Genomic DNA, 18922 nt, shown 5'->3' with positions numbered 1-18922 from the left:
CGTCCCCGTGACGACACCCCTGTGCCTGCTCGACCTCGACGGCACCCTGATGGACTCGGCTCCCGGCATCACGGCCTCGGTGGCCCACACGTACCGCACCCTGGGGCTCGACGTCCCGGACGCCGAGGCGCTGCTGTCGTTCGTCGGTCCGCCTATCACCGACAGCTTCGTGACCCACGGCGTCCCCGTCGCGCGGGTCGACGAGGCCGTCCGGGCGTACCGCGCGGACTTCGTCACGCGCATGATCAGCGACAACGCCGTGTTCGACGGGATCGACGACGTCCTCGACGAGCTCCGCGCCGCGGGTGTGCTCCTTGCCGTCGCGACGTCGAAGCCCGAGGTGTTCGCGCACCCGATCTGCGAGGCGTTCGGGATCACGACCCGGGTCGACGGGATCTTCGGTGCCCCGCTCGAGACCTCCTCGAAGGCGGACGTCGTCGCCGCGGCACTGGCCGCGTTCCCGGACGCCGCACCGGTGGTCATGGTGGGCGACCGTGAGCACGACGTGCACGGCGCGCGCGCCTGCGGCGTCGAGACGATCGGCGTGACGTGGGGCTACGCCGCCGACGGCGAGCTGCTGGCCGCCGGCGCCGTTGCGCTCGTCGACGACGTCGCGGACCTGAGCAGCGAGGTTCTGCGGTACCTGCACGTCATGGCGACCCGTCGGCCGTGAGCACGGCGAGGGTCGTCACGCCAGGCAGGCGTGACGACCCTTGCCGTGTCAGGGCGTCGCGAGCGCGGCGACCTGTGCGGCGGTGAGCGTCGAGCTCCAGACCGACACGTCGTCCACGTCGCCCTGGAACGGCGTGTCCCACCAGTTGACGCCCAGCGCGAAGACGCCGTTCGTGGTCGTCAGGACGTCCGGGAAGGCCGTCCCCGTGAACGCCGCCGCGCCGTCGACGTAGACGACGACGTCCCCGCCGTCGACCGTGACCGCGACGTGGCTCCACTCGCCCGCCGGGATCTGCGTCCCGGTGCCGGCGTCGTACCACTGCGAGCCCGACCAGAGCATCGTGTCGCCCCCGACGCCGCCGTGCCCGTACGGGACCACGCTCAGCCAGTGGTCGCCGTCACGGGCCGCGAAGAACGCGGTCGTGAACTGCGTCAGCGCCTCTGGGCGGAGCCACATCGCGGCCGAGTACGTCGTCCCGGAGACGAGACCGTCGGGCAGCCGGACCCCGGACGTGCCGTCGAGGTGCACCGCCTGGCCGTGCACGCCGTCCACGAACGTCACCTGGCCACCTGGCTGGTCGAGCCGCGGCCCCGTGGTCGTCGCCGGGGCGTGCGTGCCGGTCCCGTCGACGAGGTCCCCCTCGAACGACCAGGAGCCGACGACTCCGCCCGCGACCCGCTGCAGCACGACGACGCCGAACGTGGCGGTGCGGACGACCGTGCCGTTGACCACCCGCGCGGTGAGCGTGACGTGCGCATCGCCTGCGCCGGCCTCGGGACGCGTCACCTCACCGGTGTCGGACACCACGGCGGCGTCGGAGGTCGCCCACGTGATCGTCGTGCCGTGCGTCCCCGTCGTCGGGAGCGTGAGGTCGGCGACGACGCCCGACGTGTCACCGAGGTCGAGGTCCGCGACGACCGCGTCGGCCGCCTGACGGGCAGACATCGGCGGGATCGGGCTGCCCCACAGCGTGACGCCGTCGCGGGAGAGCACGCTGAACGTGACGACCCATCTCGCGAGGTCCGGCTGCCAGGACCGCGCGAAGACGCCGTCGTAGCGCGTCCCGCCGACGTCGATCCGAGCCTGGTTCTTGCCCTGCAGCGACCATCGGCCGGTGAGCGCACCGGAGACCGTGCCGTTCGACGCCAGCGTGACGGACGTGGCTCGGCGGGGGTCCGCCGTGAGCGCCTTGTCGTGCGCGACCAGCGCGTACTCGCCCGCCACGTCACTCTGCTCGATGCTCCGGTCGTCGCCACCGCCGAACCGGTACGGGTCGAGCACCGGCCAGCCCTGCGCGTTCATCCACATCTGGTGCACGCGGACCTCGTGGTACTCGCCGCGCTCGGGGAACCGGGCGTGGAAGACGAGGAACATCTCACCCGTCGTCGGGTCGCGGTACCAGCTGTTGTGACCCGGCGAGAGGTACCCCGTGCCGGGGCCGGTGCCGGGGTCGCCGACCTCGCGCGCGAACAGGTGGTTGCCCAGGATCTTGGTGCCGAACGGTTCGATGGAGGCGTCGTCGAACAACGGGAGCGTCGGGTCGGCCTTGACGTTCGACATGTCGTTGCCGGCGGCGTCGAGGTACGGCCCGTCCGGGTTCTTCGAGCGCGCGACCCGCACGTTGTAGCCGCCGTCGGCGGTCAGGCCACCGAAGGACAGGAACAGGTAGTAGTACCGCGTCGCGGGGTCGTACATGACGGTCGGGCCCTCGATGCGGCTGTGGTTGCCGCCGACCAGGTGCTTGCCGTAGCCCTGGCCGGGGACGGGCAGGCCGGTCGTCTTGTCGAGGCGCAGGATGAAGATGCCGCCCGAGTACGAGCCGTACACGAGCCACCAGCGCCCGCGGGCGTCGACGAACGCGTCGGGGTCGACGACGTTCGGGTGCACCCGGGCGTCGTAGATCGTGCCGTCCTCCGACGGCTGGTCCCACATGCCGGAGCGCAGGATGATCCCCTGGTCCACGTACGGGCCGTCGACGTCGTCGCTGGTCGCGACGCCCATCGCGGAGCGCGGTGAGTCGCCCTTGCACGCGTTGTAGTACATGGCGAAGCGCCCGTCGGGCAGCTGGATGACGTCGGCCGCCCACAGCGTGTCGGTCTGGGCCCAGTCGAACGTCTCGCGCAGGTTCTCGCGCACGTCGTCGAACAGCGGGTTGTCGGCGTTCGCACCGTCCGCGACCTTCTCCCACGACATGAGGTCGTCGGTGCGGGCAGCCGCCAGGTGGCTGCCGAACACCCAGATGTCGTCGTCGGAGACGACGACCGACGGGTCGTGCACCGACACGTCCTGGAAGGTCGGTGGCGGCGGCTCGGCGGGTCGGCGGTGCGCCTGGGCGTTGGGGGCGATCGCGGTGGCGAGCACGAGGACGAAGGCGGCCGCGAGGGCGGCACGCACGGGGCGACGGGCCATGAGGACTCCTGGGTGCGACGTCGGACGCAGGACACGGCGCCCGACGCGGCGTCCGAACGCGGCTGCCGCGACGGCTCGCCGGCTGGAAATCTACAACGTTGTGCACGGTTTGTACATCGTTGTAGAACAACGTCCGCGTGTGCCTGCTTCGCCACGACTTGACGTTGACGCGGCGTCAACTCGTACTGTCGACGTCATGGAGGCATCGATCCAGGAGATCGCCCGTCTGACGGGCACGACGAGCCGCGCGCTGCGGCACTACGACGCCATCGGGCTGCTCGTCCCGAGCCGCGTCGCGAACGCCGGGACGCGTTGGTACGACGACGACGCGCTCGTCCGGCTGCAGCGCATCCTGCTGCTGCGCGACCTGGGCCTGGGCCTGCCCGACATCGCCCGTGTGCTCGACAGCGAGCACGACGAGACGACGGCCCTGCGTCGCCACCTGGACTGGCTGCGCACCGAGCAGCACCGCCTCGACCGCCAGATCACCGCGGTCGAGGCCACCATCACCGCACGAGAGCAAGGAGGTCCGGTCATGGCCGACGAGATGTTCGACGGGTTCGACCACACGAGCCACAAGGACGAGGTCACGCAACGCTGGGGAGCCGACGCGTACGCCACGGGCGACGCCTGGTGGCGTGCGATGACGCAGGACGAGCGGTCCGCGTGGAAGGCGCGGACGGCCCAGCTCGCCACCGAGTGGGCGCACGCCGCGACGGCCGGGCACGACCCGGCGGGTGAGCTCGCGCAGGCGCTCGCCCATCGCCACGTCGCGTGGCTCGGGAGCATCCCCGGCACCCCCGGGCACGGCGGCGAGCCCGTGCGCGAGTACGTGCTCGGGCTGGCCGACATGTACGTGGCCGACGAGCGGTTCGCCGCGAGCTACGGGGGCATCGAGGGCGCGACGTTCGTGCGGGACGCCCTGCACGAGTACGCGGCCCGGCACCTCTGACCGGCTGACGACGACCCGGCCCGAACGTCGGTGCAGGTCGTCGTCAGCCGGACGTCGAGTGCTCGAGCGAGCGCTGCCAGTCCGCGTGCAGCTCGGCGAAGCGGCCGCCGCTCGCCACGAGGTCCGCCGGTGACCCGTCCTCGACGACACGACCGCCGTCGACCACCAGCACCCGGTCGACGCCCATCACCGTCGAGAGCCGGTGCGCGATGACGACAGAGGTGCGGTCGGCGAGCAGGGTCGCCAGACCTTCCTGCACCAGGGCCTCCCCCGGCACGTCGAGCGAGCTGGTCGCCTCGTCGAGGATCAGCAGGGCCGGGTCCGCGAGGAACGCGCGAGCGAACGAGACGAGCTGACGCTGGCCCGCCGAGAGGCGCACGCCGCGCTTGTCCACCTCGGTGTCGTACCCGTCCGGCATCGACGTGATGAGGTCGTGCACGCCGACGGCCCGTGCCGCCGCCTCGATCTCGCCACGCGACGCCCCCGGCCTGCCGAGCGCGATGTTCGCACCGATCGAGCCCGAGAAGAGGTACGCCTCCTGCGTCACCATGACGACCGCGCGCCGCAGGTCGGTCGGGTCGATCGTGCGCAGGTCCAGACCGTCGAGCCGCACCGATCCCGCGCGCACGTCGTAGAACCGCGCGAGGAGCTTGGCGACCGTCGACTTGCCGGCGCCCGTCTCCCCGACGAGCGCCACCGACTGTCCGGCGGGCACGTGCAGGTCCACGTGCGGCAGGACCGTGGGACCCGAGCCGTAGCCGAACTCGACACCGTCGAACCTGACGTCGCCCCGCGCCTGCGCGAGACTCTCGGGGTGCGTCGGCTCCGGCACCGTCGGCTCCTCGGCCAGCAGGTCGGCGAGCTTCTCGAGCGCCGCCGTGGCCGACTGGAACGAGTTGTAGAACATGCCGATCTGCGCGAGCGGGACGAAGAACCGCCGTGCATAGAGCACGGACGCGACGAGCACACCGACCTCGATACCGCCGTCCAGGGCACGCAGGCCACCCACCAGCAGGACGGTCGCGACCGTGACGTTCCCGATCAGCACGAGGCCGGTGTCGAACACCCCGTTCAGCCGGATCGCCTCCGCGGTCGTGCCCCGATACGTCTCGGCAAGCTCGCCGTAGACGGACTCCACGTCCCGCTCCCGACGGAACGCCTGGACCGCGCGGATGCCGGTCATCGTCTCGACGAACCGGACGATCAGCCGGGCCACCGCGGTGCGGTTCTTGCGGTACTGCACCTGCGAGCGCCTCTGGAACCAGCGGGTCAGCAGGATGCCGGGCACGACAGCGACGAGGAGCACCAGCCCGCTGCGCCAGTCGAGCAGCACGAGCGACGCCGCGGTCAGCACCATCGCCAGCACGCCCGTGGCGAGCGTGGTCACCCCGCCGTCGAGCAGCTCGCGAAGCGCCTCCACGTCGGACGTCTGCCGAGAGATGATCCGCCCGGACGTGTAGCTCTCGTGGAACTCGAGACTGAGCCGCTGCGTGTGGCGGAACACCCTGCGCCGAAGGTCGAGCAGCATCGTCTGGCTGACCCGCGCCGACGCGCGGACGGTCGCGGCGGTGAGCACGCCACCCAGGAGGGCGGCCACGAGATACGCGCCGGAGGCCAGCATGAGCGGCACGGGGTCGCCGCCGCGCAGCGCCGGGAGCGCGCGGTCGATGCCGTAGGCGACCAGCGCCGGCCCGGCGACAGCGGCGACCTGGGAGCCGACGACGAGCGCCGCCGTCCACCGCGCTGCACCGGCGACCGGGTGGACGAGCGAGCCGAGCAGGGCGAGCGAACGGCGGCGGAGCCGACGCGACTCGGTGCGCGTGGGGGTGTCGTCGCGGGACTCGGCGTCGCTCATCGCTGCACCTCCAGCTCGGGCTGGATCTCGTCCTGCTCGGAGAGCGCCGTGAGCACGTAGCGGTAGTGCGGGTGCGTCGCGAGCAGCTCGGTGTGCTTGCCGACGCCCGTGATGCGGCCGCCCTCGAGGACCGCGACCCGGTCGGCGAGCGCGACCGTCGACGGTCGGTGCGCGACGACGAGCGTCGTCGTGCCGGTGAGCATCGCCCGCAGCCGTGCGGTGACTGCAGCCTCGGTCGTCACGTCGAGCGCCGACAGCGGGTCGTCCAGGACGAGCACGCGGGGCCGGACCGCGATCGCCCGGGCCAGCGCGATGCGCTGACGCTGACCGCCGGACAGGCTCAGCCCCTCCTCCCCGATCACGGTGTCGAGGCCGTCGGGCAGCCCGTACGCGAACCCTGCACGAGCGACCGCGAGGGCCTCGTCGACGAGGGCGTCCGCCTCCGGCCCGTCCAGGTCCGTGCCGAGCAGGACGTTCTCCCGGACCGACGCGGAGAACAGGATCGGGTCCTCGAACGCGACCGACACGGCGCGGCGCAGGTCGTTGCGCGTCAAGTCGCGCACGTCGACGCCGTCGATCCGGACCGACCCCGCCGTGACGTCGTAGAGCCGGGGCACCAGCTGCAGCAGCGTCGTCTTGCCGCTCCCCGTCAGGCCGACGAGCGCCAGGGTCTCCCCAGGCTCGAGGCGCAGGTCGACGCCGTCGAGCACCGCGGTGCCCGACGTGCCGGGGTGCGCGAAGCCGACGCCGACCAGCTCGACGACCGAGCCCGCGGGGGCGTGCGGCAGCTCGAGGGGCTGGTCCGGGTCCTGCACGGTCGACGCCGTGTCGATCACCTGCATGTAGCGCTCGGTCGCAGCTCGGGCGTCGAGCGTCATCGCGAGCAGCATGCCCAGGCGCTCTACGGGGGCGTTGACGACGGCGGCCGTGGCGAAGAACGCGACCAGGGCTCCGACGCTGATCCGGTCGTCCGCCGCGAGCGTCACGCCGACGGCCAACGAGATCGCGAGGACCGCCTCCGGGATCGCCCCCAAGGCGAACGACACCCGGGACAGGGTCCGTGCCTTGTGCACCTCGGTGGTCCGCAGCTCGTCGGCCTGCCGTGCGAAGTCGTCGAGGGCGTCCTGACCGCGACCGAACGCCTTGAGCACCCGGATGCCGTGCACCGACTCCTCGACGGTCGTCGCCAGGTCGCCCGCCTGGTCGCGCGCGCGGCGAGCGACGACCTTGTAGTCCTCCCGGAAGCGGAAGCCGAGCCAGACCATCGGCACGGCGCCGGCCAGGTACACGACACCGAGCACAGGGCTGGTCCAGATCATCAGCGCGACGCCGACGACGACGGTCGTGGCGCTGACCAGGAGCATCACGAGCCCGAACACGGTCCAGCGCCGGATCGTCGACAGGTCCGACATGATCCGCGACAGCAGCTGACCGCCCGGCCAGCGGTCGTGGAACTCGACCGGCTGGTCGAGCAGGTGGCGGAACAGGTCGGTCCGCATGTCCCGTTCGACGCCGGTGCCGGGCGTGAGGATCAGTGCCCGCCGGCACCACACGAGCGCGGCCTCGAGGAGTCCGAGGACGAGGACCACGAGCGCGCCGAGGACGACGCCACGCGTCGAGCCCTCGCTCAGCAGCGGTCCGTTCACGATCACGCGGAGCACCTGCGGCACGGCGAGGGCGAGCAGGCTCGCGCCGAGCGCCGTCAGCCCCCCGAGGGCGATCCGTGGCAGCGCGGGGCGGGCCCAACGGCGGAGCTGGAGCAGCACGCGGGTGGTCGACGCGGCAGGCGGGGGCTTCGGCGGTGGAGCGATGGGCACATCGTTACCTTACGTAACGATTCTGCTTTGGCGAACTCGAGTGCTACGGAATCGGCCGAAGCACCGCGCACACCTCGACGGGCAGCCAGGTCACGCGGTGGTGCGGGCGATCTTCGTGTTGCTCGCCTGCGCGACGGGACGGACGACCAGCAGGTCGATGTTCACGTGCGGCGGCCGGGACAGCGTCCACGCGATGGCGTCGGCGACGTCGTCGGCGACGAGCGGTCGGTAGCCGTCGTACACCGCAGCGGCCCGGGCCTCGTCGCCGTCGAACCGCACGAGCGCGAACTCGTCGGTCGCCACAGCACCGGGCGCGATCTCGAGCACGCGGATCGGCTCGCCGACGATCTCCCAGCGCAGCGTCGTGGCCAGCATCCGCTCGGCGGCCTTGGCGCCCGTGTAGCCCGCACCGCCCTCGTACGCGCCGTAGGCGGCGGTCGAGGTCACGACGACCACGTCTCCCCCGCCGTCGGCGCGCAGCTGCGGCAGCACGGCCTGCGTCACGCGCAGGGTGCCCAGCACGTTGAGCTCGTACATGCGCCGCCACTGGTCGATGTCCGCCTTCTCGACCGGGTCCAGGCCGAACGCGCCGCCCGCGTTGTTCACGACCGCGTCGAGCGGACCGCCGGCGGCGACGTGCGCCGCGAGCCGCGCGACGTCGGCGTCGTCGGTCACGTCCGCGACGAACGTGTCGGCGCCGGTCTCGTTCGCGAGCGCGTCGAGCCGGTCGGCACGGCGAGCCGTCGCGACGACGTCCCAGCCGTCCGCGCGCAGGCGTCGCACGGTGGCGGCGCCGATGCCGGACGACGCGCCCGTGACCAGGGCGCGACGAGGCGTGGTGGAACTCATGCGGTGGTGCTCCTAGGTTCTCTGCAGGGGTGGAACGAGTCAGGCGACGGTCGCCGCGACCTCGTCGAGCGCGTCGGAGAGCAGCTCGAGGCCGTGGGTGGCCTCGTCGGCGGTGATGACGCACGGCGGGACGACGTGCACCCGGTTGTCGGCGAGGAACGGCAGCAGCCCTCGGGACAGCGCGGCCGCCTTGACCTTGCCGACCACCGACGCGTCGACCGGCTGGTGCGTCGACTTGTCGCTGACGAGCTCGACGGCCCAGAAGACCCCCAGGCCGCGGACCTCGCCGACGATCGGGTTCCGCTCCGCGATCGCGGCCAGGCCCGGGCCGAGCACGTCGGCACCGATCGCGGCGGCGTTCACGACGATGCCCTCGTCGGCCATCGCGTCCAGGGTCGCGACGATCGACGCCATGGCGAGCGGGTGCCCGGAGTAGGTCAGGCCGCCCGGGAAGACCGCGTCGTCGAACGTCTTGGCGATCGGCTCGCTGATGATGACGCCACCCGCCGGCACGTAGCCGGAGTTGACTCCCTTGGCGAAGGTGATGAGGTCGGGGCGCACGTCGAAGGCGTCGAACGCGAACCAGTTGCCGGTGCGGCCGAACCCGCACATGACCTCGTCGAGGATCAGCAGGATCCCGTACCGGTCGGCGATCGCGCGCACGCCCGCGAGGTAGCCGGGCGGCGGCACCAGGACGCCCGCCGTGCCGGGGATGGTCTCCAGCAGGATCGCCGCGACGGAGCTCGGGCCCTCCGCCTGGATCACGCGCTCGAGGTGGTGCAGTGCGCGCTCCGACTCCTGCTCGGGCGTGGTCGCCCAGAACTCGGACCGGTACAGGAAGGGGCCGAAGTGGTGCACGTGGCCGCGCGCGAACTCGTTGGGCACGCGGCGCCAGTCCCCCGTCGCGACCACGGCCGCGCCGGTGTTGCCGTGGTACGAGCGGTACGCGGACACGACCTTGTCGCGGCCCGTGTGCAGGCGGGCCATGCGGATCGCGTTCTCGTTGGCGTCGGCGCCGCCGTTGGTGAAGAACACGGACGAGAAGCCGTCGGGCGCGTGCGACAGGATGCGCTGCGCCGCCTGGCCCCGCGTGAGGTTGGCGGTCGCCGGCGCGATCGTCGTCAGCGTCGCCGCCTGCTCCTGGATCGCGGCGACCACGCGCGGGTGCTGGTGCCCGATGTTGACGTTGACCAGCTGGCTCGAGAAGTCGAGGTACTGCCGGCCGTCGTGGTCCCAGACGGTCGACGCCAGTCCCCCCGCGATCACGAGCGGGGCGAGGTGCGCCTGCGCGGACCACGAGTGGAAGACGTGGTCACGGTCGAGCTGGAGCGCGATGGCGCCGTCCTGCGAGGTCATGTCGAGCCCACTCCTTCGTCGTGTGCGGCGTGGGTGGTGGCCGTCGCCGACCACCACCCACGGACGCCTCAGTTGCCGCGCTAGTTGCCTCCGCGCTAGTTTCCTCCGGCCTCCAGTGTGACGTCGATCGGCGCGAAGTCCGCACCGGTCACGTCGACACCCTCGTCCTTGAGCGCTGCGAGCGCCTTCTCCACGTACTCGTTGGTGTACGAGTCCTCGCTCGGGTCCGTCGTGATGACGGTGGCGCCCTGGTCGTTCTTGGTGTTCAGCGCGATGTCGACCGTCTGGTCCCATGCGGTCTTGTCGATCATGCCGATGCCGTCCGGCGAGGGCCAGATCAGCTTGTTGATCTCGTTCGTCTGCCACAGCTGGTGGCTGTTGCCCAGCTGCGAGCCCTGGGCGACGACGATGTCGCGCGCCTTCTCAGGGTTGTCACGCGCGAAGATCCAGCCCTTGAGGCTGGCCTTGATGAACTTCTCGGTGGTCGCCTGGTACTCCTCGTCGTCGGCGAGCTTCGCCGAGTTCGCCCAGATGGCGTCCTGGAGCATCGCGGTGCCTTCGTCGTTCCAGTTGATCGTGTTGAAGTCGTCGGCCGTGTACAGCTCGCCCGTGGCCGGGTTGGTGGACTCGAGCAGCTGTGCGTACTCGTTGTAGGTCATGGCCTGGGCGGCGTCGATCTCGTTACCCAGCAGCGCGTTCATGTCGAACTGCTGCTGCACGAGCGTCACGTCGGTCGCCGGGTCGAGGTCCGCCTTCGTCATGCCCGCGAACAGCTCGAACTCGTTGCCGTAGCCCCAGTTGCCCACCTTCTTGCCGGCCAGGTCGGCCGCGGTGGTGATGTCCTTGTCCTTGAACGAGACCTGGAGCGTTCCCGACTTCTGGAAGATCTGGGCGACGTCGGTGATCTCCGCGCCCTGCTCGCGCGACGCGAGCGCCTTGGGCACCCACGCGATCGCGTAGTCGACCGTGCCGTCCGCGAGGACCGACTGCGGCACGATGTCGACGCCGCCCTCGAGGATCTGCACGTCGAGGCCCTCGTCGGCGTAGTAGCCCTGGTCGAGGGCCGCGTAGTAGCCGGCGAACTGCGCCTGGGTGAACCACTGCAGCTGCAGCTTGACGGGCGTCAGCGGGTCGACGGACATGTCCGAGCTCGCCTCGGGGCTGTTGCCGTCGTCGCTGCCGCCGCACCCGGACAGAGCGAGCATGAAAACGACGGTGGCGGCCCCCGTCACGCTCCACGCCGTACGTCTGGTGTGTCTCATCGTCATCCCTTTCGTTGGCTGCCTCGGACCGTTTCTCGATCGGCCGGCCTGGCGTCGATGGCAGGCGGGACGTGTGTGTTCTCGGGGGCTCAGCCCCCGGTGCGACGAGCCGCCGCGCGCTCGAGCGCGAGGGTCGCCAGGTAGAAGACGAGCCCGAGCACGATCGCCCCGAGCACGAACGCCCACGCCCGCGCGTAGGCACTGTTGGACGCGGCCGACGTGATCCGTGAGCCGAGCCCGTTCTGCAGGCCGCCGAAGTACTCGGCGACGACTGCCGCGATGACACCGGTCGACGACGCGATGCGCAGACCGGTGAAGAAGTAGGGCAGCGCGCCAGGGATCGTGACCGTGCGCGTGATCTGCCGTGGCGTGGCCGCGTAGGCGCGCAGCAGGTCGCGGTGCACCGGCTGGACCTGACGCAGGCCACGCAGCGTGTTGACGAAGATCGGCGCGAAGACGACGACCGAGACGACGAGCCGCCGTGGCGTGGTCGACGTCGTGCCGAACATCGTGTTCAGCGCGGGTGCGAGCGCGACGATCGGCATGACCGAGAGGGCTGCCGCGGTCGGCGACATCAGCGAGTCGACCATCCGGCTGCGCGCGGCCACGATCGCGGCGAGCACCGCCGCGGTCCCGCCGACCAGGAGCCCGACGAGGACGTTCAGACCGGTCGCGACGGCCGCGGACCAGACCAGCGGGACGACCTGCCGGAGCTGGTCGACGATCGCGGTCGGGCTCGGCAGGAGGTACGGCTTGATGCCCGCGCCCACGACGAACGCCTGCCAGAGCGCGAGCGCGACCAGTCCCAGGAGGACGGGCGCGAGCCAGCGGACGGTCGAGCGGCGCCGCGCGCTGCTGGTCGTCGTCATCGTGGCCCTCTCCGCACGGTCGCCCGGGTCATCGCAGGTCCACGCCGCGAGCGGCACCGGGCTTCGCCGGGTCCGTGGGGATGGCGCCGCTGCTGTGCAGAGCCTCACGGACCGCGGTGACCGCACCGAAGAACGAGGCGTCCTCCCGCAGCCCTTCTGTGCGGTCCTCCCCGATGGTCACGGGGACGACCGCCGTGATCCGCCCCGGTCGGGGTGACATCACCACGACCCGCTGCGACAGGAACACGGCCTCCGGGATCGAGTGCGTGACGAACACGACCGCCGCGCCGCTCTCGCCGCAGATCCGCACGAGCTCGGTCTGCATCCGCTCGCGCGTCATCTCGTCGAGCGCTCCGAACGGCTCGTCCATGAGCAGGAGGCTCGGCCGTTCGGCGAGCGCCCGAGCGATGGCGACGCGCTGCTGCATGCCGCCCGAGAGCTGGTGCGGGAAGTGCCCGGCGAACTCGTCGAGACCCACGAGCGCGAGCAGCTCGGCCGCACGCGCCGCACGCTCCTTCTTGCCGATGCCGTGCAGCTCGAGCGGGAGCTGCACGTTGCCCGACACGTCCCGCCAGGGCAGCAGACCGGCCTGCTGGAACGCGATGCCGTAGTCCTGCGCCTCGCGGGCCGCCTGCGCCGACTTGCCGAACACGCGCAGCTCGCCGGTCGTCGGCTGGTCGAGGTCGCCGATCAGCCGCAGGAGCGTCGACTTTCCGCAGCCCGACGGACCGATCAACGAGACGAACTCGCCCGCCGCGACGGTCAGGTCGATCCCATCGAGCGCGACGACCTCGCCCGAGCGGGACGCGAACGTCTTGCCGACGCCACGGACGACGACGGCCGGCGCCGGGCCCGTCGGGGGCGTGCCGGGAGCGGTGTCGACGTCGAGCGTGCTCATGAGACCTCCGCGTGGCGGTAGCGACCGAGTCCGAGTCCGAGCAGGGTGACGAGACCCGCCGCGAGCAGGCCGAGGATCGCGGCGCCGATGATGGCGCCCCACGGCTTGGCGGGGTCGCCGCTCGCGGCCTGGGCGTAGGCGATGATCATGCGGCCGATGCCCCCCTTGGTCCCCGTGGAGACCTCGGCGACGATCGCACCGACCACCGCGGTGGCGGCACCGAGCCGGAGCGCGGGCAGCAGGTACGGGACGCTCGCAGGCAGCCGCAGGCCCAGCATCGTGCGGCTCCAGCCCGCCGCGAGCGCCCGGAACAGCTCGACCTGCGCCGCGGGTGGCGACTGCAGGCCGCGCAGCGCGCCGACCGCGACCGGGAAGAACGCGAGGTAGGACGCGATGAGCGCGACCGACATCCAGCGCTGCCACTCGAACGAGCCGAGGTGGATCTTGCCGCCCCAGCCGACCACCAGGGGCGCGAGCGCGATCAGCGGGACCGTCTGGCTCAGCACGACCCACGGCAGCAGGGCGGACTCGGCGACGTGCCACCGCTGCATCAGCGCAGCGATCAGGAAGCCGCCGACCGACCCGAGCACCCAGCCCGCGAGCGCGACCCGGAGCGTGAACCAGCACGCCTGCAGCATCGCGTTCAGCACGATCGGCGAACCCGCCGCAGAGGTCTCGGGCTCGAGCATCCGCTCCACGATCGTCCACACGTGCGGCATGGCCACGTCGTCGGTGCGCGGCAGCACGCTCGCCCCGAGCACGTGCCCGCCCGTGTCCGGTACGACAAGCTTGACCAGCTCCCAGAGGGCCGCGAGCAGGAGCACGGCGAAGACCCCGACGGCGATCCGTCGCCCCACGCCGGAGCGCGCACGCGGAGCCGCCGCCGGCGTGCCGACCGGCGTGCTCGTGCTCGTCGCGAGAGCCGTCATCCGGTGGCGACGACCGACGTCGCCATGCCGGGGATGACGTGCTCGCCGTACTGGCGGAGCGTCTCTTCCTTGTTGTCGTGCTGGAGGTACCCCGCGAACTGGGTGACGCCGAGGGCGCGCAGCGCCTCGAGCCGTTCGACGTGCTCGTCCGCGCTGCCCAGGATGCAGAACCGCTCGACGATCTCGTCCGGCACGAAGGCCGCGTGCGTGTTCCCCGCGCGGCCGTGCTCGTTGTAGTCGTACCCGTCGCGGCCCGCGATGTAGTCGGTGAGCGCCTTGGGGACCGACGAGTCGGCGCCGTAGCGGGCGACGATGTCGGCCACGTGGTTGCCGACCATGCCGCCGAACCACCGGCACTGCTCGCGCATGTGCGCCCGGTCCGCCCCGCCGTCGACGTACATGGGAGCCGCGACGCAGAACTGGATCGCGTCCGGGTCACGTCCCGCCTGCTCGGCGGCGTCGCGCACCACCTTGATCGTCCACGCGGCGATGTCCGGGTCCGCGAGCTGGAGGATGAACCCGTCGCCCACCTCGCCCGTCAGCTTGAGGGCGAGCGGCCCGTACGCGGCGACCCAGATGTCGAGCGCCGACCCCTTGGACCACGGGAACTGGACCTTGGCGCCGTTCACCTCGACCGCCCGGCTGTTGGCGAGCTCCCGGATCACGTGCACCGACTCGCGCAGCGTCGCCAGGTTCGACGGACGCCCGTGCAGGGTCCGCACCGCCGAGTCGCCGCGACCGATCCCGCAGATGGTCCGGTTGCCGTACATCTCGTTGAGCGTCGCGAACAGCGAGGCGATGACCGTCCAGTCCCGCGTCGCGGGGTTGGTGACCATGGGCCCGACCATGACGCGACGGGTCGCCGCGAGGATCGCGGAGTAGATCACGAACGGCTCCTGCCAGAGCAGGTGCGAGTCGAACGTCCACACGTGGCTGAACCCGTGCGTCTCCGCCTGGCGGGCCAGCTCGACCGTGCGCGAGGCCGGCGGGTTCGTCTGCAGCACGACGCCGAAGTCCATGCGTCACCTCTCGAGTGTGGGGTCAGAGCAGGTCAGAGCAGGTCAGAGCAGGTACTGCGTGAGCCCGCGCGGCACGTACTGCCCGTGTCCGGCCCGGCCGCGATAGCCGGTCTCGTCGACGACGACCGACCCTCGGGACAGGACGACGTCGACGTGCCCGTCGATCTCGTACCCCTCCCAGGCCGAGTGGTCCATGTTCATGTGGTGCGTCTTGCCCACCCCGATCGAGGTGTGCCCGTTCGGGTCGTAGACCACGACGTCGGCGTCCGCCCCAGGGGCGACGACACCCTTCTTGCCGTAGAGCCCGAACATCCGGGCCGGCGTCGTCGAGGTGAGCTCGACCCAGCGCTCGAGCGTGATCTCACCCGTGACGACCCCCTGGTACATGAGGTCCATCCGGTGCTCGATCGACCCGATCCCGTTCGGGATGGCCCGGAAGTCGCCCACACCCAGGTCCTTCTGGCCCTTCATGCAGAACGGGCAGTGGTCGGTCGAGACCATCTGGAGGTCGTTGGTGCGCAACGCCTGCCACATGTGCTGCTGGTGCCCCTCCGCCCGCGAGCGCAGCGGTGTCGAGCAGACCCACTTCGCACCCTCGAACCCGGGGGCGCCGAGCTGCTCCTCCAGCGAGAGGTACAGATACTGCGGGCAGGTCTCGCCGAACACGTTCTTGCCGTTGTCGCGGGCCCACGCGAGCTGCGCGACCGCCTGCTTGGCGCTCACGTGGACCACGTAGAGGGGCGCGTTGGTGACGTCGGCCAGCATGATCGCGCGGTGCGTGGCCTCCTCCTCGAGCTGCCAGGCGCGTGCGATGCCGTGGTAGTACGGGTCCGTCTTGCCCTGCTCGACGAGCTGCGCGGCCAGCACGTCGATCGCCGGACCGTTCTCCGCGTGCATCATGGTCAGCAGCCCGAGGTCCGCGGCCTTCTGCATGGCCCGCAGGATCTGGGCGTCGTCGGAGTAGAAGACGCCCGGGTACGCCATGAACAGCTTGTAGCTGGTGATGCCCTCGGCGACCAGACCCTCCATCGCCTTCAGCGAGTCGTCGTCGACCCCGCCGATGATCTGGTGGAACCCGTAGTCGATCGCGCAGTTGCCGGCGGCCTTCTCGTGCCACGCGGCGAGCCCGTCCATGACGCGCTCCCCCGTGCGCTGCACGGCGAAGTCGATGATCGTCGTGGTGCCGCCCCACGCCGCGGCGCGCGTGCCCGTCTCGAACGTGTCGCTCGCGTTGGTGCCACCGAACGGCAGCTCCATGTGCGTGTGCGCGTCGATGCCGCCCGGGATCACGTACTTGCCCGTCGCGTCGATCACCTGGTCGACGTGCGCGGGCAGGTCGAAGCCGAGCAGCGTCGAGCCTGGGCTCAGCACCGCCGCGACCGTCTCGCCGTCGATGAGCACGTCGGCGGCCGTCCGCCCCGTCGCGCTGACCAGCGTCCCGCCCGTGATGAGCGTCTTCATCTCTGCATCTCCTTCGTCACAGCGCTTGCCTCACGGCGCCACGATCGGGCCGTACGCCTCCGGGCGGCGGTCGCGGAAGAACTGCCACCGCTCACGGACGATCCGCACCTGCTCCATGTCGAGGTCCCGGATCAGCAGCTGGTTCTCGGTCGACGACCCGACCTCGCCCACGTAGTTCCCGTCAGGAGCCACGGCGTAGGACGTGCCGTAGAAGTTCACGGCCTCGTCGCCGTACTCGTTGTCCTCGAGGCCCACGCGGTTGTTCGCGACGACGAAGTAGCCGTTGGCCACGGCGGCGGCCGGCTGCTCGATCTCCCAGAGCTTGTTCGAGATGCCGGGCGCCGTCGCGTTCGGGTTGAAGACGATCTCCGCGCCGTTGAGCGCCAGCACCCGCCAACCCTCCGGGAAGTGCCGGTCGTAGCAGATGTTCACGCCGATCTTGCCGACCGCGGTCTCGAACACGGGGTATCCGAGGTTGCCCGGGCGGAAGTAGAACTTCTCCCAGAACTTGGGCAGGTTCGGGATGTGGTGCTTGCGGTACTTGCCCAGGTAGCTGCCGTCGGCGTCGATCACGGCGGCCGTGTTGTACAGGACACCGGGCTGCTCCTCCTCGTACACCGGGAGCACAATGACGATCCCGAGCTCCTTCGCCAGCGCCGAGAACCGCTCGGTCGTCGGACCGGGGACGGTCTCGGCGTAGCTGTAGTACGCGGTGTCCTGCGTGATCCCGAAGTACGGGCCGTAGAACAGCTCCTGGAAGGCGATGATCTGCGCCCCCTGCGAGGCGGCCTCTCGCGTCCAGGCCTCGTGCAGGGCCGTCATCGACTCCCTGTCGCCCGTCCAGGTGGCCTGCGTGAATGCGACGCGCACGACTGTCATGGGGTTCCTCCGGTCAACGTTCGCCGATCGTGGACCCCGGCGGCTCGCTCCGGGGCGCCTTCGCCTGGAATGTGACTGTCGGGGTTGAACATTTCTGCGGTGTTACCGCGAGTTTCTTCCCCGCGAACGCTCATGTCGAGCGTGTAAACATCTTGGCCGAGGTGCGAATCGGACGCCTGCGGAGGTGCCGGGAGGCCTCCAGGCGCAGGTCAAGGCGTGCATCCTGGCCCGCATGGATCTCGCCGCCCATGTGGACGACCGTAGCCCTCGGGGCATCGCGGCGACCGTCGCGCGGCTCGTCCGGGGCGGCGACCTGCGCCCCGGGGACCGGCTGCCGACCGTCCGCGTCCTGTCCGCCGAGCTCGGCGTGAGCCCCGCGACCGTCAGCGGTGCGTGGCAGGCGCTCGCCGCCGTCGGCATCGTCACGTCGCGCGGCCGCGCCGGGACCGTGGTCCTCCCGCCGCCCGCCAGCTGGCTGCCACCGCGCTACCGCGACCTCGCGGGCGGCGCGCCGGCACGCCTCGACCTGTCGAGCGGAACACCCGACCCCGAGCTCCTGCCGTCGATCGGTCCGGCGCTCGCACGGGTCGCCCTGCAGATGCCGTCCGCGGACACGGGCGCCTACCTCGCCGCCCCCGTCATACCCGCGCTCGACGTCCTGCTGCGCGAGTCCTGGCCGTTCGCACCGCAGCGCATCACGGTCGTCGACGGCGCCCTGGACGCGATCAGCCGGACGCTCGAGCGCGCCGCGGGCTACGGGTCGCGCGTCGTGGTCGAGGACCCCGGCTTCCCCCCGCTGTTCGACCTCCTCGACCAGCTGGGGCTCGAGCGCGTCCCGGTCGGCCTCGACCGGCAGGGCATGCGCCCCGACGAGCTCGAGGCGGCGCTGTCCGCGGGCGCCCGCGTCGTCGTCCTGCAACCGCGCGCCCAGAACCCCACCTCGGTGAGCATGACCAGCACCCGCGCCCGCGAGCTCGCCGGCGTCCTGCGCAAGCACGAGGCGCTCGTCGTCGAGGACGACCACTCGGGCGAGATCGCGTCGGCGAGGGACGTGAGCCTCGGCGTCTTCCTGCCCGACCGCGTGGTCCACGTGCGCTCCTACTCCAAGTCGCACGGTCCGGACCTGCGCATCGCCGCGGTCGGCGGCCCCGCGGCCGTGCTCGACGGCCTGGTCGCCCGCCGCATGCTCGGACCCGGCTGGACCAGCCGCCTGCTCCAGCACGTCCTGGTCGACCTGCTCACCGACTCCGGGGCCATCGAGGCCGTCGCCCACGCCCGACGCGTCTACTTCGCCCGCCGCCGCGCCCTGCGCGAGGCGCTGGCCGCGCACGGCATCCACGTCGACCCCGGCGACGGCATCAACCTCTGGCTCCCGGTCCACGACGAGCGCACAGCGCTGGTCCGCCTGGAGGCCGCCGGCATCCGCGTCGCCCCTGGCGCGCCCTTCCACGCCGACACCGCGCCGGGCGACCACGTGCGCATCACCGTCGGCCTGCTCGATCGCGAGATCGACGACGTGGCCCGGGCGCTCGCCCTCGCCGCCGCGCCGTGACGGACCCGCAGGTCAACGCCGGACAGTTCGCTGACGACGAACGTCCAGCACTTGCACGACGCGGCCCCGACAGGCCTACTCTGTGCGCGGAACCCGGCCGGATCTGGCCCGGGTCGCGCCGCCTGGCATGGGCGGCCCTCCG

General features: G+C 71.5%; 15 protein-coding genes. 3 read left to right on the top strand and 12 right to left on the bottom strand.

Annotated features, from left to right (window positions below; translation table 11 throughout):
* Positions 1-7 precede the first annotated feature (7 nt).
* The gene (locus tag AC1DPN_RS15985) at positions 8-673 is read left to right on the top strand and encodes an HAD hydrolase-like protein (RefSeq protein ID WP_477085755.1); all 666 of its coding nucleotides are present in this window, start codon (positions 8-10) and stop codon (positions 671-673) included.
* Between the two features lie 48 nt (positions 674-721).
* On the opposite strand, the gene AC1DPN_RS15980 is transcribed toward AC1DPN_RS15985, so the two are convergent.
* The gene (locus AC1DPN_RS15980; protein ID WP_477085754.1) at positions 722-3082 is read right to left on the bottom strand and encodes a LamG-like jellyroll fold domain-containing protein; all 2361 of its coding nucleotides are present in this window, start codon (positions 3080-3082) and stop codon (positions 722-724) included.
* 196 nt (positions 3083-3278) lie between these two features.
* On the opposite strand from AC1DPN_RS15980, the gene AC1DPN_RS15975 reads away from it, so the two are divergent.
* A complete protein-coding gene (locus tag AC1DPN_RS15975; protein WP_477085753.1) occupies positions 3279-4034 on the top strand; it encodes a MerR family transcriptional regulator in 756 nt (251 codons plus the stop codon).
* Positions 4035-4077: 43 nt separating this feature from the next.
* On the opposite strand, the gene AC1DPN_RS15970 is transcribed toward AC1DPN_RS15975, so the two are convergent.
* From AC1DPN_RS15970 to AC1DPN_RS15920, 11 genes are all read right to left on the bottom strand, one after another.
* On the bottom strand, positions 4078-5889 hold the full coding sequence (locus AC1DPN_RS15970; protein ID WP_477085752.1) for an ABC transporter ATP-binding protein: 1812 nt from the start codon (positions 5887-5889) through the stop codon (positions 4078-4080).
* Positions 5886-7706: an ABC transporter ATP-binding protein gene (locus AC1DPN_RS15965; RefSeq protein ID WP_477085751.1), complete on the bottom strand. Its 1821-nt coding sequence runs from the start codon at positions 7704-7706 to the stop codon at positions 5886-5888. The genes AC1DPN_RS15970 and AC1DPN_RS15965 overlap by 4 nt, the downstream gene beginning before the upstream one ends.
* Positions 7707-7796: 90 nt before the next feature.
* Positions 7797-8555, bottom strand: coding sequence for an SDR family oxidoreductase (locus AC1DPN_RS15960; RefSeq protein ID WP_477085750.1), 759 nt, complete (start codon positions 8553-8555; stop codon positions 7797-7799).
* A gap of 39 nt (positions 8556-8594) precedes the next feature.
* On the bottom strand, positions 8595-9911 hold the full coding sequence (locus AC1DPN_RS15955; RefSeq protein WP_477085749.1) for an aminotransferase class III-fold pyridoxal phosphate-dependent enzyme: 1317 nt from the start codon (positions 9909-9911) through the stop codon (positions 8595-8597).
* A gap of 95 nt (positions 9912-10006) precedes the next feature.
* Positions 10007-11173 (bottom strand): ABC transporter substrate-binding protein, encoded by a 1167-nt coding sequence (locus AC1DPN_RS15950; RefSeq protein WP_477085748.1) that lies wholly within the window; start codon positions 11171-11173, stop codon positions 10007-10009.
* Between the two features lie 89 nt (positions 11174-11262).
* Entirely contained in the window at positions 11263-12042 is a 780-nt protein-coding gene (locus AC1DPN_RS15945) for an ABC transporter permease (RefSeq protein ID WP_477085747.1), read from the bottom strand.
* 28 nt (positions 12043-12070) lie between these two features.
* A complete protein-coding gene (locus AC1DPN_RS15940; RefSeq protein ID WP_477085746.1) occupies positions 12071-12940 on the bottom strand; it encodes an ABC transporter ATP-binding protein in 870 nt (289 codons plus the stop codon).
* Positions 12937-13869 (bottom strand): ABC transporter permease, encoded by a 933-nt coding sequence (locus AC1DPN_RS15935; protein WP_477085745.1) that lies wholly within the window; start codon positions 13867-13869, stop codon positions 12937-12939. The genes AC1DPN_RS15940 and AC1DPN_RS15935 overlap by 4 nt, the downstream gene beginning before the upstream one ends.
* The gene (locus AC1DPN_RS15930) at positions 13866-14888 is read right to left on the bottom strand and encodes a TIGR03842 family LLM class F420-dependent oxidoreductase (RefSeq protein ID WP_477085744.1); all 1023 of its coding nucleotides are present in this window, start codon (positions 14886-14888) and stop codon (positions 13866-13868) included. Before AC1DPN_RS15930 ends, AC1DPN_RS15935 begins: the two co-directional genes overlap by 4 nt.
* Positions 14889-14930: 42 nt before the next feature.
* Complete coding sequence (gene hydA / locus AC1DPN_RS15925) at positions 14931-16349, bottom strand: dihydropyrimidinase (RefSeq protein WP_477085743.1); 1419 nt, start codon at positions 16347-16349, stop codon at positions 14931-14933.
* A gap of 30 nt (positions 16350-16379) precedes the next feature.
* Complete coding sequence (locus AC1DPN_RS15920) at positions 16380-17228, bottom strand: nitrilase-related carbon-nitrogen hydrolase (protein ID WP_477085742.1); 849 nt, start codon at positions 17226-17228, stop codon at positions 16380-16382.
* Positions 17229-17460: 232 nt separating this feature from the next.
* On the opposite strand from AC1DPN_RS15920, the gene AC1DPN_RS15915 reads away from it, so the two are divergent.
* Positions 17461-18780 carry an aminotransferase-like domain-containing protein gene (locus tag AC1DPN_RS15915; RefSeq protein WP_477085741.1) on the top strand — a complete coding sequence of 440 codons (1320 nt, stop codon included), beginning with the start codon at positions 17461-17463 and terminating at the stop codon, positions 18778-18780.
* Positions 18781-18922 lie beyond the last annotated feature (142 nt).

This window comes from Cellulomonas sp. P4_H4, assembly GCF_056400865.1.
The sequence above is the reverse complement of the archived record's forward strand: the minus strand, read 5'-3'. Positions and strand labels throughout refer to the sequence as shown.

Excerpts from the sequence above, each read along its gene's own strand:
- AC1DPN_RS15980 (WP_477085754.1), bottom strand. The coding sequence starts at position 3,082 with ATGGCCCGTCGCCCCGTGCGTGCCGCCCTCGCGGCCGCCTTCGTCCTC.
- AC1DPN_RS15975 (WP_477085753.1), top strand. The coding sequence starts at position 3,279 with ATGGAGGCATCGATCCAGGAGATCGCCCGTCTGACGGGCACGACGAGC.
- AC1DPN_RS15970 (WP_477085752.1), bottom strand. The coding sequence starts at position 5,889 with ATGAGCGACGCCGAGTCCCGCGACGACACCCCCACGCGCACCGAGTCG.
- AC1DPN_RS15960 (WP_477085750.1), bottom strand. The coding sequence starts at position 8,555 with ATGAGTTCCACCACGCCTCGTCGCGCCCTGGTCACGGGCGCGTCGTCC.
- AC1DPN_RS15955 (WP_477085749.1), bottom strand. The coding sequence starts at position 9,911 with ATGACCTCGCAGGACGGCGCCATCGCGCTCCAGCTCGACCGTGACCAC.
- AC1DPN_RS15950 (WP_477085748.1), bottom strand. The coding sequence starts at position 11,173 with ATGAGACACACCAGACGTACGGCGTGGAGCGTGACGGGGGCCGCCACC.
- AC1DPN_RS15945 (WP_477085747.1), bottom strand. The coding sequence starts at position 12,042 with ATGACGACGACCAGCAGCGCGCGGCGCCGCTCGACCGTCCGCTGGCTC.
- AC1DPN_RS15940 (WP_477085746.1), bottom strand. The coding sequence starts at position 12,940 with ATGAGCACGCTCGACGTCGACACCGCTCCCGGCACGCCCCCGACGGGC.
- AC1DPN_RS15935 (WP_477085745.1), bottom strand. The coding sequence starts at position 13,869 with ATGACGGCTCTCGCGACGAGCACGAGCACGCCGGTCGGCACGCCGGCG.
- AC1DPN_RS15930 (WP_477085744.1), bottom strand. The coding sequence starts at position 14,888 with ATGGACTTCGGCGTCGTGCTGCAGACGAACCCGCCGGCCTCGCGCACG.
- hydA (WP_477085743.1), bottom strand. The coding sequence starts at position 16,349 with ATGAAGACGCTCATCACGGGCGGGACGCTGGTCAGCGCGACGGGGCGG.
- AC1DPN_RS15920 (WP_477085742.1), bottom strand. The coding sequence starts at position 17,228 with ATGACAGTCGTGCGCGTCGCATTCACGCAGGCCACCTGGACGGGCGAC.
- AC1DPN_RS15915 (WP_477085741.1), top strand. The coding sequence starts at position 17,461 with ATGGATCTCGCCGCCCATGTGGACGACCGTAGCCCTCGGGGCATCGCG.